13 protein-coding genes and 1 pseudogene are annotated in these 14848 nt (G+C 66.3%); 5 read left to right on the top strand and 9 right to left on the bottom strand.

The features are described 5' to 3' along the window. Positions 1-55: 55 nt before the first annotated feature. Complete coding sequence (locus BAU06_RS23950) at positions 56-928, top strand: MetQ/NlpA family ABC transporter substrate-binding protein (protein WP_082988447.1); 873 nt, start codon at positions 56-58, stop codon at positions 926-928. A 3-nt stretch (positions 929-931) separates the two neighbouring features. Here the strand turns inward: BAU06_RS23950 and BAU06_RS23945 are convergent, their stop codons facing one another. Further along, positions 932-1675, bottom strand: coding sequence for an aldolase (locus BAU06_RS23945; protein WP_066356506.1), 744 nt, complete (start codon positions 1673-1675; stop codon positions 932-934). Between the two features lie 161 nt (positions 1676-1836). Between BAU06_RS23945 and BAU06_RS23940 the strand changes: the two genes are divergently transcribed. Both BAU06_RS23940 and BAU06_RS23935 read left to right on the top strand, forming a co-directional pair. Beyond that, complete coding sequence (locus tag BAU06_RS23940) at positions 1837-2334, top strand: MarR family transcriptional regulator (protein WP_066356503.1); 498 nt, start codon at positions 1837-1839, stop codon at positions 2332-2334. Positions 2335-2393: 59 nt separating this feature from the next. Further along, a complete protein-coding gene (locus BAU06_RS23935) occupies positions 2394-3956 on the top strand; it encodes a DHA2 family efflux MFS transporter permease subunit (protein ID WP_066356501.1) in 1563 nt (520 codons plus the stop codon). A gap of 179 nt (positions 3957-4135) precedes the next feature. Here the strand turns inward: BAU06_RS23935 and BAU06_RS23930 are convergent. Further along, positions 4136-5965: pseudogene (locus tag BAU06_RS23930) on the bottom strand (glycoside hydrolase family 15 protein); the annotation flags it as partial. A gap of 242 nt (positions 5966-6207) precedes the next feature. Here BAU06_RS23930 and BAU06_RS23925 point away from each other — a divergent pair. Continuing rightward, entirely contained in the window at positions 6208-7875 is a 1668-nt protein-coding gene (locus BAU06_RS23925) for a response regulator (RefSeq protein ID WP_231933953.1), read from the top strand. A gap of 51 nt (positions 7876-7926) precedes the next feature. Here the strand turns inward: BAU06_RS23925 and BAU06_RS23920 are convergent, their stop codons facing one another. The 7 genes from BAU06_RS23920 to rpe form a co-directional block, all read right to left on the bottom strand. Then, the gene (locus BAU06_RS23920) at positions 7927-8427 is read right to left on the bottom strand and encodes an acyl-CoA thioesterase (RefSeq protein ID WP_066356495.1); all 501 of its coding nucleotides are present in this window, start codon (positions 8425-8427) and stop codon (positions 7927-7929) included. A gap of 199 nt (positions 8428-8626) precedes the next feature. Further along, the gene (trpC, locus tag BAU06_RS23915; RefSeq protein ID WP_066356492.1) at positions 8627-9415 is read right to left on the bottom strand and encodes an indole-3-glycerol phosphate synthase TrpC; all 789 of its coding nucleotides are present in this window, start codon (positions 9413-9415) and stop codon (positions 8627-8629) included. A 1-nt stretch (position 9416) separates the two neighbouring features. Next, positions 9417-10442 carry an anthranilate phosphoribosyltransferase gene (trpD, locus tag BAU06_RS23910; RefSeq protein WP_066356491.1) on the bottom strand — a complete coding sequence of 342 codons (1026 nt, stop codon included), beginning with the start codon at positions 10440-10442 and terminating at the stop codon, positions 9417-9419. Positions 10443-10468: 26 nt separating this feature from the next. Next, positions 10469-11038 carry an anthranilate synthase component II gene (locus BAU06_RS23905; RefSeq protein WP_082993804.1) on the bottom strand — a complete coding sequence of 190 codons (570 nt, stop codon included), beginning with the start codon at positions 11036-11038 and terminating at the stop codon, positions 10469-10471. Positions 11039-11142: 104 nt separating this feature from the next. Further along, a complete protein-coding gene (gene trpE, locus BAU06_RS23900; RefSeq protein ID WP_066356484.1) occupies positions 11143-12666 on the bottom strand; it encodes an anthranilate synthase component I in 1524 nt (507 codons plus the stop codon). Positions 12667-12904: 238 nt separating this feature from the next. Further along, positions 12905-13621 (bottom strand): phosphoglycolate phosphatase, encoded by a 717-nt coding sequence (locus BAU06_RS23895; protein WP_066356482.1) that lies wholly within the window; start codon positions 13619-13621, stop codon positions 12905-12907. Positions 13622-13631: 10 nt separating this feature from the next. Next, positions 13632-14348, bottom strand: a complete 717-nt coding sequence (gene rpe / locus BAU06_RS23890) for a ribulose-phosphate 3-epimerase (protein WP_066356478.1) — start codon at positions 14346-14348, stop codon at positions 13632-13634. Between the two features lie 104 nt (positions 14349-14452). Between rpe and apaG the strand changes: the two genes are divergently transcribed. Then, complete coding sequence (gene apaG, locus BAU06_RS23885; RefSeq protein ID WP_066356476.1) at positions 14453-14827, top strand: Co2+/Mg2+ efflux protein ApaG; 375 nt, start codon at positions 14453-14455, stop codon at positions 14825-14827. Positions 14828-14848: the final 21 nt, after the last annotated feature.

Here is a 14848-nt window from a genome sequence, read left to right as displayed (position 1 = left end):
TTGATCCCTTTCGTTTTAAACGGTCCATGCGGGAACCCCCATGAGGAGGAACAAAATGACTCGATCGATACGGCGCGCGGGCGCCGCGGGCGCGCCGGCGCCTTCCGAAGCAACCCACGCGCCCGCCGGTTTCGGCCGGCGCTTGCTGGCCGCCTGGGCGGCCGTTGCCGCGCTCGCGGCGCTGCTGTGGGCCGCCCCGTCCGGCGCGGCGGACAAACTCGTCGTGGCGGCCACGCAGGTCCCGCACGCCGAGATCCTGGCCTTCGTGAAGCCGGCCCTGGCCAAGGAAGGCGTGGACCTGGAGGTGAAAGTCTTCAGCGACTATGTCCAGCCCAATCTGCAGCTCGTGGACAAGCAGGTCGACCTGAACTTCTTCCAGCACCAGCCTTACCTGGATACCTTCAACCAGGACCGCAAGGCGAATCTGGTGGCGATCGCCAAGGTGCACGTCGAGCCTTTCGGCGCGTACTCGCGCAAGATCAAGAACGTGTCCGAATTGAAGAGCGGCGCCACGGTGGCGATCCCCAACGACCCGACCAATGGCGGTCGCGCGCTGCTGCTGTTGCAGAAGCAGGGCTTGATCAAGCTGAAGGACGCCAGGAACATCCGCGCGACGCCGCTGGACGTGGTCGAAAACCCGAAGAAGCTGAAGTTCCAGGAGCTGGAGGCCGCGATGCTGCCCCGTTCGCTGGATGACGTCGACCTGGCGCTGATCAACACCAACTACGCCCTGGAGGCGGGACTGGTGCCCACCAAGGATGCGCTGTTCATCGAGGGTTCGGATTCGCCGTATGCCAACGTGCTGGTGGCGCGGCCGGACAACCGCGACCAGCCGGCGGTGCAGAAGCTGGTCGCGGCCCTGCACACGCCCGAAGTCAAGCAGTTCATCCTGGAGAAGTACAAGGGCGCCGTCGTGCCGGCGTTCTGATATTCAGCGGCCCATCGGCGGCAGGCGGCGGCGCAGGGATTCGAAGAACAAGGTGGACTGCAGCCGCTCGCCCTGCACCTGTACGGCCACATGCCGCGCCACGGCCTCGGAGACCGGTTCCAGCGCCTGGCCGGTGGACAAGGCCAGCACTTCGGCCTGGCAGGCCCGTTCCAGGAAATACAGGTCGTCGTAGGCGTAGTCGATCCGTTCGCCGCAGACGACCACCCCATGGTTGCCCAGGAACAGCACATCGGCCCTGCCCATGGCGCGCGCGATGCGTTCGCCTTCGGCGGTATCCAGGGCCAGGCCGTCATAGCGCGCATCGATGGCGACCCGGCCGTGGAAACGCATCGCGTTCTGCGACAGCCGCGTGTCCAGGCCGCGGCGCGCGGTCAGCGTCAGCGCCGTCGCATAAGGCATATGCGTATGCAGCACGCATGCCTTGCGCGCGATGCGGTGGATCGCCGCGTGGATGAACATGGCCGTGGCTTCCACGTCGTGGGGGCCGGCCAGCTTGATGCCGCGGGCATCCACCAGAACGATGTCCTCGGCATCGACCTCGCTCCAGTGCAGGCCGCGGGGATTGATCAGGAAGCGGTCGCTGCCGTCGGGCAGGGCGACGCTGAAGTGATTGCAGACGCCTTCTTCAAACCCATGATGCGCCGCCGCCCGCAGGGCCAGGGCCAGGTCGACCCGCAGGGCCAGGGTATCGCGGGAATGGGAAAGGCTATCGGGGTGCGCGGACATGGTGGCGGGGAAACAGGGGAGGGCCCGTGGCCGGAACGCCGATTTAACCCGAAACGCGCCGTGCCGCCCAGGGGGATTCCGTCCGGGTTGACCCGCGTTCAGTGCGGTGTCAGTGCCGTGGGCCATATAATAACGTACGTTATCAGTTTCGCCGGTATGCGATGTCCCAGTCTTCCTTCGAGCCCTTCGAGCAGGCCATGTCCGACCTGGCGATGCGTCTTTCGTCTCGGCTGCAATTGCGCGAGTCCGTGCTCAGCCGCCTGTTCACGCACGTCGCCACGCGGCTGGGCGAACACATGGACGCCCCCCTGCGCGAGCACGGGCTGAATTCTACTTTGTGGACGTCCCTGGTCGTGATCTATGCCAGCGAACAGCATCGCCTGAAGCCGTCGGAGCTCAGCGTTTTCATGAATTCCTCGCGCACCAACAGCACGCGCGTGGCGCGCGAGCTGGAACGCCAGGGCTATGTGGATCGCCAGGCCGGCGAAAGCGATCGCCGCCAGGTCTTCCTGCAGCTCACGCCCAAGGCCTTGGCCTTTGTGCGGCAATACCTGCCCAAGCGGCGGGCGCAACTGAAATCCCTGTTTTCCAACTTCGAGGCATCGGAAATCGACGAGCTGGAGCGACTGCTGCGCAAGCTGCTGCCGCACGTCGAGTAGGGCGCGGCGCCGCGGCGCCCCCTTTTTTTGCGCAGATAGTAACGTAGGTTATTAAATCCATGTCACCAGCCGGCCATCCGGGCGCGGTCCCGCACAAGTCCATGATCACGGTCTCCATCATGTTGGCGACCATCATGCAGACCCTGGACAGCACCATCGCCAACGTCGCCCTACCGCACATGGCGGGCGGCTTGTCGGCATCCCAGGACCAGATCACCTGGGTGCTGACTTCCTATATCGTCGCCGCCGCCATTGCGACCCCGGTCACGGGATGGCTGACGGGGCGCTACGGCCTCAAGTCGGTGTTCCTCGTGTCCATCGCCGGTTTCACCGTCATGTCGCTGGCCTGCGGCGCCGCCGCGAACCTGGCGCAGATCGTCCTGGCTCGCTTGCTGCAGGGCGCCTTTGGCGCCGCCCTGGTGCCCTTGTCGCAGGCGGTGATGCTGGACGTGAACGAACCCAAGGATCACGCCAAGGCCATGGCGGTGTGGGGGATGGGGGTGATGCTCGGGCCTATCCTGGGGCCGACGCTGGGGGGATGGCTGACGGAAAACATGAACTGGCGCTGGGTGTTCCTGATCAACCTGCCGGTCGGCATATTGTCCTTCTATGGCGTGGGCCGATACATCCGCGACGACGGCACGCGCCGGGATTCGCGCTTCGACGTGTTCGGCTTCGCAACGCTGGCGCTGGCCCTCGGCCTGTTGCAGCTACTGCTGGATCGCGGCGAGCAGGCGGACTGGTTCGACTCGAGAGAAATCCGTATCTATGCCGTGTGCGCATTCATATCGTTCACGTTCTTCCTGCTGCACACGGCCACCAGCGGCGAGCACTCCTTCTTCAAGGTGGCCCTGCTGCGGGACCGCAATTTCGCCATGGGCCTGGCTTTCTACTTCCTGCTGGGCCTGCTGCTTTATGCGACGCGGGCCCTGCTGCCGCCGCTGCTCCAGACGATATTGGGCTATCCCGTGGTGACCACGGGCGTGGTTACCGCCCCCAGCGGCCTTGGCACCATGCTGTCCATGCTGGTGGCCGGGCGCATGGTGGGCAAGATGGACGGCCGCCTGATCATCGCCCTGGGTTTTGGCCTGACGACATTGTCGCTGTGGCAGATGTCGGGCTACACCCCGCAGATTACCGAGTGGGATGTGGTGGTGCCCGGCTTCATCCAGGGGCTGGGGCTGGGCTTTACCTCGGTGCCGCTGACCACGATGACCTTTTCCACGCTGGACCGCTCGCTGCGTTCCGATGGCACCGCGATCTACAGCCTGTCGCGCAACATCGGCAGCAGTATCGGGATCTCGGCGATGCAGACGCTGCTGGTGCGCAATAGCGCCATCCTGCACGCGTCCCTGGGCAGCTATGTGTCGGCGGCCTCGCTGGCGATGCATCCGGACGCGCTGTCGCGCATGTTCGACATGAGCACGCCCGGCGGGCTTGCCGGCATGAACCAGGTCCTGACCAACCAGGCTTCCTTCATCGCCTATCTGGACGACTTCCGCTTCATGATGTGGCTGACCCTGGCGGCCATTCCCTGCCTGGTCTTCATGCGTACGCGGCGAACGGCGCCGGCCGATCGGCGGCCTGAGGAAACCGACTTGCCCCATGTCGCGGCGGACTAGCTGCCTTGCGAGGCCCCTGGATCGCCTGTCCGGACCGTGGGTGTGACGCCGGCGGCCGCCGCGGACTGCTCCGGCGATGCGACGGTGTCGCGCGCGGCGACGCGATCCGCCGATGCCGGTTCGCCGTGCGGCGCGTTGCCGTGATGGGCATCCGGTCCGTTCCCGGCACCCGAGCCGTTATGCGCGCCGGAGCCGTTATGGGGGGCCGCGCTGCGCGAACGTTGCCGCGCCGGACCCTGGGCCTGCAGCAGGTTGTAGGCGCTATTGATCAGCCCGATGTGGGAAAAGGCCTGCGGGAAGTTGCCCACCATCCGCTGGCGGACCGGATCGTATTCTTCGGCCAGCAGGCCCAGGTCGTTGCGCAGCGACAGCAGCCTTTCGAACAGCGCGGCCGCGTCGTCCAGCCGGCCCTGCATGACATAGGCGTCCACCAGCCAGAAGCTGCATGCCAGGAAGACGCCTTCGTCCTGCGCCAGGCCATCGTCCGACTCCTCGGGCACGTAGCGCATGACCAGCCCGTCGCGCAGGAGGCCCCGCTCGATGGCGTGCACGGTGCCGGTCACGCGCGGATCGTCGATCGGCAGGAAGCCGACCTGCGGAATCAGCAGCAGGCTGGCATCCAGGGACTTGCCCCCGTAGTACTGCACGAAGCTGTTCATGCCGGGGTCGAAGCCGTGGCTGAGGATGTCGGCGCGTATGGCGTCGCGCGCGCGGCGCCAGCGGTCCACCGGTCCCTGCAGGTGGAACCGTTCCGCCGATTTGACGGCCCGGTCGAAGCCCACCCAGCACATCAGGCGGGAATGCGTGAAGGCGCGGCGCGCGCCGCGCACTTCCCAGATGCCGTGGTCCTCGGTGTTCCAGCCCTGCTCCAGCGGCGCGAGCAATATGCGCTGCAGCCGCCAGGCCTGTTCCAGCGGGGCCAGTTCGGCCTCGCGCGCGGCATGCAGGGTGTCGATGAGCTCCCCGTAGATGTCCATCTGGACCTGCGCCGAGGCGGCATTGCCGATGCGGACCGGCGCGCTGTTCTCATACCCCGGCAGCCACGGGATTTCCATCTCGGGCAGGCTGCGCTCGCCGGCGATGCCGTACATGATCTGCAGCTGGTTGGGATGTCCCGCCGACGCGCGCATCAGCCACATGCGCCAGGCTTCGGCTTCTTCGCGATACCCGGCGTTCAGCAGGGCGTACAGGGTCAGCGCGGAATCGCGCAGCCAGCAATAGCGGTAGTCCCAGTTGCGCGAGCCGCCCAGGTTCTCCGGCAAGGAAGTGGTCGGCGCGGCGACGATGCCGCCCGTGGGGCGGAAGGTCAGCAGCTTCAGCGTAATCAGGGAGCGGACGATGGCTTCGTGCCATTCGGGAAAGCGGCGGTCCGTGCGGCAGCGCTTGGACCATTCCTTCCACCATGCCACCGTGCGGTCCAGGCTTTCCAGCCGGTCCGGCACGAAGTGCGGCACCTTGTGCGAGGGGTGGTAGGAGAGCGTGAAGGGCACGTGCTCGCCGGCCCGCACGGTAAAGCGCGACACGGTGCGCAGGTCCTTGCCCTCCAGCGGAGCCTGGGTGTGCAGCTCGACGGCGTCCGGCCCCGCGATGGCGCTGATGCCGTAGTCGCGCCGGCGCACCCAGGGAACGGCCTGGCCGTAGTTGAATCGCAGTACCAGGTCCATGTCGAAGTCGACCTGGCCGCGCTCGCCGCGCACGATGCGCACGACGTCCACGCGCTCTTCGTCGTCGCTCAGGGGCATGAAGTCGAACAGCGTGGCCGTGCCGCCGGGCGTCTCGAAATGGGTTTCCAGCACGGCCGTGCCGCTGATGTAGCGGCGCCGCGTCTTGAAGGCGCCGCGCGGCCGCAGGTGCCAGCAGCCGTGCTCTTCATTGCCCAGCAGGGCCGCGAAGCAGGCCGCCGAATTGAAGTGCGGCAGGCACAGCCAATCGATGGAGCCGTCGCGCGACACGAGCGCGGTTGACAGCATGTTGCCGATGATTCCGTAGTCTTCGAGCGGTTTGGACATGAAGCGTGTCTTCCTGGCGATTGCCGGACCGGCACAGGCCTGCGCGCGGCGGCAGGGCCGGCCGTGTGGCACGGCACGAAGCCCGTCATGGATGAGGCCAAGCCTATCATGGCCGGCGCGGGCGGGCCGCCCCCGCCATCGGCGGCCTGAGAAAATATCGCGCACCCGCTGCAACACGGAGTAACAACGCCGCGCGCGTCCAAGCTGCTGTAATGGGCTCTCACGGCAAACAGGGAGGCCCGGTGGACAAGGCCACGCACGTATTGATTCTGGCGCCGCACGGCGACGACGCACAGGTCATACGAAATGTGCTCGGGGCGACAAGCGAACAGGCGATAGCCTGCGACGACGCGGCGCAACTGCGGGCCGCGCTGCAGCGCGGCGCGGGGTGCGCCATCCTGTCGGCAGAAGCCATCGATCCCGCGGCGCTGGCCGGCTTGGCGGACTGGGTGCGCCTGCAGGAGTCATGGTCGGATTTTCCTTTCCTGGTGATCGAGCCCCCCGAGCAGGACGGCGCGGAAGCGCGCCCCGCCGATGCCTACGATCCGCTGGGGAATGTGATCCTGTTGCCGCGTCCCTTGCGCGAGGACATTGTGCGCCGCGCCATCGCCACCGCCTTGCGGGCGCGGTCCCGGCAATACGACGCGCGCGCGGTGCTGCAGCGCCAGGCGGAAACCGGCGAGACGCTGCGCACATTCAACGAGACGCTGGAGACCCGCATCTCCGAACGCACCCATGCGCTGGCACGGGCCAACGACCGGCTGATGAAGGAGATCCGCGAGCGCGAGCGGACGCAGAGCGCGCTGGTGCAATCGCAGAAGATGGAAGCGATCGGCCAACTGACCGGCGGGCTGGCCCATGATTTCAATAATCTGCTGAACGTGATCATGGGTAGCGTGGACCTGATCCACCGCATCTCCTCCGATGAACGCATGCGGCGGCTGGCCCTGAACGCCCGGCACGCGGTGGAGCGCGGCGCCAAGCTGACGTCGCAGTTGCTGGCGTTCTCGCGCAGCCAGAACCTGGATCTGCGCCCGACCGACGTCAACGCCCTGTTGGCCGCCATGCGCGAGCTGCTGGGCCTGTCGCTGGGCCCCACGGTACGCGTCCTGACCGAATTCGCGCCCGATCTGCCGCTGGCCACGGCGGACGCCAACCAGCTGGAGCTGGCGGTCCTGAATCTGTGCTTGAACGCGCGCGACGCCATGCCGGCGGGCGGCGAGGTTACGCTGTCGACGGCCTTGCGGCAAAGCGGCGAGGGGGACCTGCCCGCTGGACGTTATGTCGTCATATCCGTGAGGGACACCGGTACGGGCATTCCCGCGCAGACCTTGAGCAAGGTCTTCGATCCGTTCTTCACCACCAAGCCCGTGGGCAAGGGTACGGGGCTGGGCTTGAGCCAGGTCTACGGCATCGCCCGCCAGTCGGGCGGCACCGCGCACATCGCCAGCGAAGAAGGCCGCGGCACGGTGGTGGAGATCTGGCTGGCGCCCGCCGATCCGGCCGCGCTGGACGATCTGGCGGCCCAGGGTCCCGACGACGTCGGCCAGGCGCGCGCCGCGAACGTGCTGGTGATCGACGACGACGCATCCGTACGCCACCTGATCGTCGAATGCCTGGAGATCCTCGGCTACGAGGTCCGGCAGGCCGCCGACGGCGAGGAAGGCCTGGCGCTGCTGCGCGAGGAGCCGCCAGACCTTTTGATGGTGGACTTCATCATGCCCAAGCTCAATGGGGCGGAAGTCATCGAACAGGCCCGCAAGCTGGTGCCGGATTTGCCGGTCATTTTGGCCACGGGCTATGCCGACGCGCAGGTCAGCGGCACCGTGCTCGAGCACGAAAGGGTGTTACAAAAACCGTTCAACCTGGACCAGCTCGCGGCCATGGTGACCGAAGCGCTGCAGCACTGACCGTACGGAATGCAGCCCCGGACCCGCTTCGCATTGCCGCGTGGCGCCGTGTCACGCGGCGCTGTCCGCCACGTTGCGCTTGATGGCGTCGTGGCGCCGCTGCATTTCCTGGCGCAGGGCGCGGCGCTGGTCCGCGGCCTCGAAGCGCTGGCGCTCTTCTTCGTTGCGCGGCTGCAGCGGGGGCACGGGCGTGGGGTTGCCCAGCTCATCCACGGCCACCATGGTGAAGTAGCAGCTATTGGTATGGCGCACCAGCTTCTGGCGGATGTCCTCGGTGATCACCTTGATGCCGATCTCCATGGACGTGCGGCCGGTGTAGTTGACGGACGCCAGGAAGGTCACCAGTTCTCCCACATGGATGGGCTCGCGGAAAACCACCTGGTCCACCGAAAGCGTGACCACATACTGGCCGGCATAGCGGCTGGCGCAGGCATAGGCGACCTGGTCCAGGTACTTGAGAATATGTCCGCCATGCACATTGCCGGAAAAATTGGCCATGTCCGGCGTCATCAGGATGGTCATCGACAACTGGTGGCTGAAAGCTTCATCCATGGCGGGGGCGTCCTGTGTGGGTGTCCTCGAATAAGCGTCGGGCGCGGGGCATGGGCCACGGCATGTGGCTCCGGCATGGCGCGATCTTAGCAACGCGCGCCACGGTGGAAAGGGACGATGAATACCGTCGAAGGGGGCCTATTCGCCCCGGACGGCCCGGTCGGGCGCGCCCGTGCGCGGGGCGGCGGCCTGTCCGGCTTCAGGCGATCAGGCGGGCCAGTTCCGCCCCGGGATCCGCGGCGCGCATGAAGGCCTCGCCAACCAGGAAGGCATCCACCTTGTTGGCGCGCATCATGCGTACGTCTTCCGGGCGCAGGATGCCGCTTTCCGTCACGATGCGACGGCCGGCGGGGACGCGCGGCAGCAGGTCCAGGGTGGTCTGCAGGGTGGTTTCGAAGGTGCGCAGATTGCGGTTGTTGATGCCGATCAGCGGCGTGCGCAATTGCGACGCCACTTCCAGTTCGGCGGCATCGTGGACTTCCACCAGCACGTCCATGCCCAGGTCCATGGCGCAGGCTTCCAGCTCCTTCAGCTGCGCCGGCGACAGGGCCGCCGCGATCAGCAGGACGCAGTCGGCGCCCAGCGCGCGCGAGAACACCACCTGGTAAGGATCGATGATGAAGTCCTTGCGCAGCACGGGCAGCGGGCAGGCGGCGCGCGCCTGGCGCAGGTGGTCGTGCGAGCCCTGGAAGAACTGCACGTCAGTCAGCACCGAAAGGCAGGCCGCGCCATGCACCGCATACGAGGCGGCGATCTCGGCGGGGCTGAAGTTCTCGCGCAGCACGCCGCGCGAGGGCGACGCTTTCTTGATCTCGGCGATGACGCCGGGCTTGCCGGCGGCGATCTTGTCCTCGATGGCCTGGGCGAAGCCGCGTACGTCCTGCCGGGCTTGTGCCTCGCGCAGCAGTTCGGCCTCGCTGCGCATCTGGCGGGCGGTGGCGACTTCCTCGGCCTTGACGGCAAGGATCTTCGCAAGAATGTCGTTCATCTCAAAACTTCCGGGTGTAAGCGCAAAATTCTTCAAGCTTGCCGCGAGCGGCACCTGAGGCAATCGTATCAGCCGCCAGTTTCAGGCCGGCTTCTATCGTTGGGGCGACGTTACCCGCATAGATGGCCAGTCCGGCATTCAGGGCGACGATATCGCGTGCCGGGCCCGGCTTGTCGTTCAGCGCTTCCAGGATGAGGTCGCGCGATTCCTCCCGATTGGACACCTTGATGCCGCGGTTGGACATCATGGATAGCCCGTAGTCCTCCGGGTGGATTTCATATTCCCGGATTTCGCCATCCTTGAGTTCGCCGATCATGGTGGCCGCGCCCAGCGAGGCCTCGTCCATGCCGTCGCGCCCATGCACGACCAGGACGTGGTTGGAGCCGAGCCGCTCCAGGACGCGTACCTGGATACCCACCAGGTCCGGATGGAATACGCCCATGAGCTGGTTGCGCGCGCCCGCGGGATTGGTCAGCGGGCCCAGGATGTTGAAAATCGTGCGCACGCCCATTTCCTTGCGCACGGCGGCCACGTTCTTCATGGCCCCGTGGTGGGCCGGCGCGAACATGAAGCCGATGCCGCATTGGGCGATGCATTCGGCCACCTGCTCGGGGTTCAGCTGCAGATTGGCGCCCAGGGCTTCCAATACGTCGGCACTGCCCGAGGACGACGACGCGCTGCGCCCGCCGTGCTTGGCGACCTTGGCGCCCGCGGCGGCGGCGACGAACATCGCGGCGGTGGAGATATTGAACGTGCGGCTGCCGTCGCCGCCCGTGCCGCACATATCCAGCAGTTGCTCGGGGTAGGGCGTCGTCACGGGCGTGGCGAACTCGCGCATGACCTGCGCGGCCGCGGTGATCTCGCCTATGGTTTCCTTTTTGACGCGCAGGCCCATCAGCAGGGCCGTGGCGATTTGCGGCGACATCTCGCCGCTCATCAGCATGCGCATCAGGTGCAGCATCTCGTCGTGGAAGATTTCTCGGTGTTCGATGCAGCGCGTCAGCGCCTCGGTCGCCGTGATGGTCATGATGGAGTCCCTCTCGATTTGGTTTTTTATCCGATGTTCAGGAAGTTGCGCATCAAGGCATGGCCGTGTTCGCTCAACACCGATTCGGGGTGGAACTGTACCCCGTATATGGGCAGCGTTTTATGACGCACGCCCATGATGTCCCCGTCTTCCGCGGTGGCGGTCGCTTCCAGGCAGTCGGGCAGGGTGGCCGGGTCGATGGTCAGCGAGTTGTAGCGGATGACGGTGTGGGGCGTGGGCAGGCCGGCGAAGATGTCGGTGCCCGTATGCGAAATGCGCACGGTCTTGCCATGCATGATGCGCGGCGCGCGCACGATATCGCCGCCGAAGGCGGTGCCGATGGCCTGGTGGCCCAGGCAAACGCCCAGGATGGGAACCTTGCCAGCGAATTCCTGTATCAGCGCGACGGAAATCCCTGCTTCGGTGGGCGAGCAGGGGCCCGGCGACACGCAAATGCGGTCCGGCTTCATGGCGGCGATTTCTTCCAGCGTGATCTGGTCGTTGCGCGCCACGCGCACGTCTTCGCCGAGTTCGCCGAAATACTGCACCAGGTTGTAGGTGAAGGAATCGTAGTTGTCGATCATCAAGAGGCTCATGGATGCCACCCTTGGTTTCTGTTCGGGGAAATGTCCGGACGCCTATCGTCGTGTCCGCCCGTCGGGGCGCGGCGCCGGAGCCGTATGCGGGAACGGAGCCGGCATCAGATAGGCTGGTCCAGCCCGTTCTGCACCTGCTCCGCGGCCCGCAGGACCGCGCGCGCCTTGGCCTCGGTTTCGGCCCATTCCGCTTCCGGATTGGAGTCGGCGACGATACCGGCGGCTGCCTGCACGTATAGCGTGCCGTCCTTGATGACGCCGGTACGGATCGCGATGGCCACGTCCATTTCGCCGCCATAGCTCAGGTAGCCCGCCGCGCCGCCATAGATGCCGCGCCGCACGGGTTCCAGTTCGTCGATGATCTCCATGGCGCGCACCTTGGGGGCGCCCGTCAGCGTGCCGGCCGGGAAGGCCGCCCGCAGTACGTCCATGCTGGTCATCCGGGGATCCAGGTCGCCCGTCACATTGGACACCAGGTGCATGACATGGGAATAGCGTTCGATCGCCATGGTGTCGGTGACCTTCACCGACCCCGTCTCCGCGACGCGGCCCACGTCGTTGCGCGCCAGGTCGATCAGCATGACGTGCTCGGCGATTTCCTTGGGATCGGCCTGCAGCTCGCGGGCCAGCGCGGCGTCTTCCTCCGGCGTGCCGCCGCGCTTGCGCGTGCCCGCCAGCGGGCGGATGGTGACGCGGGACTTGGGCTGGCCGTCCTCGGCGACGATGCGTTCCTGCCGCACCAGGATCTCGGGCGAGGACCCGACGACGTGGAAATCGCCGAAGTTCCAGAAGTACATGTACGGCGAAGGGTTCAGCGAGCGCAGCGACCGGTACAGCGACAGCGGCGAGTCGCGGAAGGGCTTGGTGATCACCTGGCCCACCTGCACCTGCATCAGGTCGCCCGCGGCGATGTATTCCTTGGCGCGCAGGACCGCGGCCAGGTAGTCCTCTTTCTTGAAGTCGCGCCGTTCTTCGGTCTGCATGCTGGCGTGGCTGTAGGGGATCTCCACGGGTTTGCGCAGTTTCTGGCGCAGTTCGCGCAAGCGTTGCTGGGCGCGGGCGTAGGCTTCGGGTTGCGCCGGGTCGGCGTAGACCATCAGGTATATGCGGCCCGCCAGGTTGTCGACGATGACCAGCTCGTCGACATGCAGCAGCATGATGTCCGGCGTGCCTTCGTCCATGCCGGCCGGGAAGGGCTTGACCGCCGGGCCCAGCCGGGGCTCGATGTGGCGCACGGTGTCATAGCCGAAGTAGCCGGCCAGGCCGCCGGCGAAGCGCGGCATGCCGGGGCGCAGGGCCACTTTGAAGCGCGCCTGGTACGACTCGATGAATTCCAGCGGATCGCCGCGATGCGTTTCCACCACCTTGCCGTCGCGGACCACTTCGGTGACGGTGCCGCGCGACCGAATCAGGGTGTGCGCCGGCAGGCCGATGAAGGAATAGCGGCCGAAGCGCTCGCCCCCGACCACGGACTCCAGCAGGCAGGTCATGCGGCCGTTCTCCGGCCCCGAATGCGCCAGTTTCAGGTAGATGCCCAAGGGCGTGTCCAGGTCTGCATACGTATCGGCGACCAGCGGGATGCGGTTGTAGCCTTGGTTGGCCAGTGCTTTGAATTCCAGTTCGGTCATGGCGGTCTCGTGAGGTTTTTTTTGCGATCGAGCCGGGCGAAAAGCAAAAAGCCCGGCCAGTGTTCTGGTTCCGGGCTAGTGATTTTTGCTGAATGCGGCGCCTGCTCAGGTGAACGTCGACGCCGGGAAGTGCTTTATCGCCACCCGGAAGACAAACGCCACCAGCGCCACGAGGCGCCAGGCATTTGCGTCAGGATGGATGCGATCATTTTGCGGTTTGCGTACGGGACACGGTGGGTCACTGTGCCGCGCTGGCGGGAAGAAGGCTGTCGCCCCGGGAGCTACCCTGGGCAATCCACTGCGCGGCTTCGACAAGCGACGACACTATACCATCGACGTCCAGCGAGCGCACATCCACCCCTTCGTTGTAGCCGTAGGGGACCACCAGCACATACGTGCCGGCGTCGCGCCCCGCCTGGGCGTCGTTGATGGAATCGCCGATGGTCACGGTGCGGGCCGGCTGCACGCCGAGCAAGGTGCAGGCGTGCAGCACCGGCTGGGGATCGGGCTTTTTGCGCGCGCAGGTATCGCCGCACACCACGGCCGCGAAAAAGCCCGCCAGGCCCGTACGTTCCAGCAGCGGCATCGTGAATTCCGTGGGCTTGTTGGTGACGACGGCCAGCTTCAGGCCCTGGTCGCGCATGGCCTTGAGCCCGTCCAGCACGCCGTCGAATATCACCGCCTTGTCGCCGTTCACCAGGTGATAGTGCCGGTAGAACGACGCGCGCGCGCGGGCGTATAGCGCCGGGTCCAGCTCGCCGTGCTCCTGCGCGCCGGCCAGCGTGCGCTGCACCAGCCGGTCCACCCCCTTGCCCACGAAAGTGGCGATCACCGCTTCGCGCAGGGGTGGCATGCCGAGTTCCATGCGCATGGCGTTCGCGGCGGTGGCCAGGTCGGGCACGGAATCCAGCAGGGTGCCGTCCAGGTCCAGCAGCGCGGCGTGAAAGGGCTTCATGAGGGTTCCTTCAGGCCGACAGCGTGCCGGCCCGGGCGATCTGTTCGCGCATCGCGCCGATGATGGCGGCATAGTCGGGATGGCCGAAGATCGCCGAGCCCGCCACGAAAGTGTCGGCGCCGGCCGCACGGATTTCCCCGATATTGTCCACCTTGACGCCCCCGTCGACCTCCAGGGCGATGTGCTGGCCGCCTTCGAGCGTCCAGCGGTCGATGCGCGCGCGCGCATCGCGCAGCTTGCGCAGGGCGGAGTGCAGGAAGCTCTGGCCGCCGAAGCCGGGGTTGACCGACATGACCAGGACGACGTCCAGCTTGTCCATCACATAGTCCATGTAGTCCAAGGGCGTGGCCGGATTGAACACCAGCCCGGCCTTGCAGCCGTGGTCGCGGATCAGCCCGAGCGTGCGGTCGACGTGCCGCGTCGCTTCCGGATGGAAAGAGATGATGTTGGCGCCGGCCTTGGCGAACTGCGGGACGAGTTCGTCCACCGGCTCGACCATCAGGTGCACATCGATGGGCACGTCCACGTGCGGCCGGATGGCCGCGCAGACCATGGGACCGATCGTCAGGTTCGGGACGTAATGGTTGTCCATGACGTCGAAGTGGATCCAGTCGGCACCGGCCGCGACGACATTGCGGACTTCCTCGCCCAGGCGGGCGAAGTCGGCGGAAAGGATGCTGGGCGCGATGCGGGTGGCCGGGGAGAAGGAGGACATGGTCGGCGGCATTCAAGGGATAATGTGCCAATATTGTAGTTTGCCGGGACGCGGCGCACGGCGCCCGCTGCGCGTCCGCTTCCGGCAGCGACCCATCCTGAAAGGCCGGATAGCCAGTGAAACCGTATGACCTTACCGTTGCCGTCGAGCCGCGCTACGTGCCTGAACAGTCCAATCCCGGAGAGCAGGAATACGTGTTCGCCTACACGGTGCGTATTACCAATACCGGAGAGCATCCCGCGCAGGTAATCAGCCGGCATTGGATCATCACCGACGGCAACCAGCGCGTACGCGAAGTCCGCGGACTGGGCGTGGTCGGCCAGCAGCCGCTGCTCGCGCCCGGCGAGACCTTCGAATACACGAGCGGCTGCCCGCTCCCCACCCCGGTGGGCACGATGCGCGGCAGTTACCACTGTGTGGGTGAAAACGGCATCCCTTTCGAAGTGCAGATCGCCGAGTTCCTGCTGGCCATGCCCCGGACCCTCCATTGATTCACGCCCGCCCCGGGCGTC

It is taken from the genome of Bordetella bronchialis, assembly GCF_001676705.1.
GTDB classification, from domain to species: domain Bacteria; phylum Pseudomonadota; class Gammaproteobacteria; order Burkholderiales; family Burkholderiaceae_B; genus Bordetella_C; species Bordetella_C bronchialis.
Note: the sequence above shows the minus strand (reverse complement) of the source record. Positions and strands in the feature narration are given on the sequence as shown.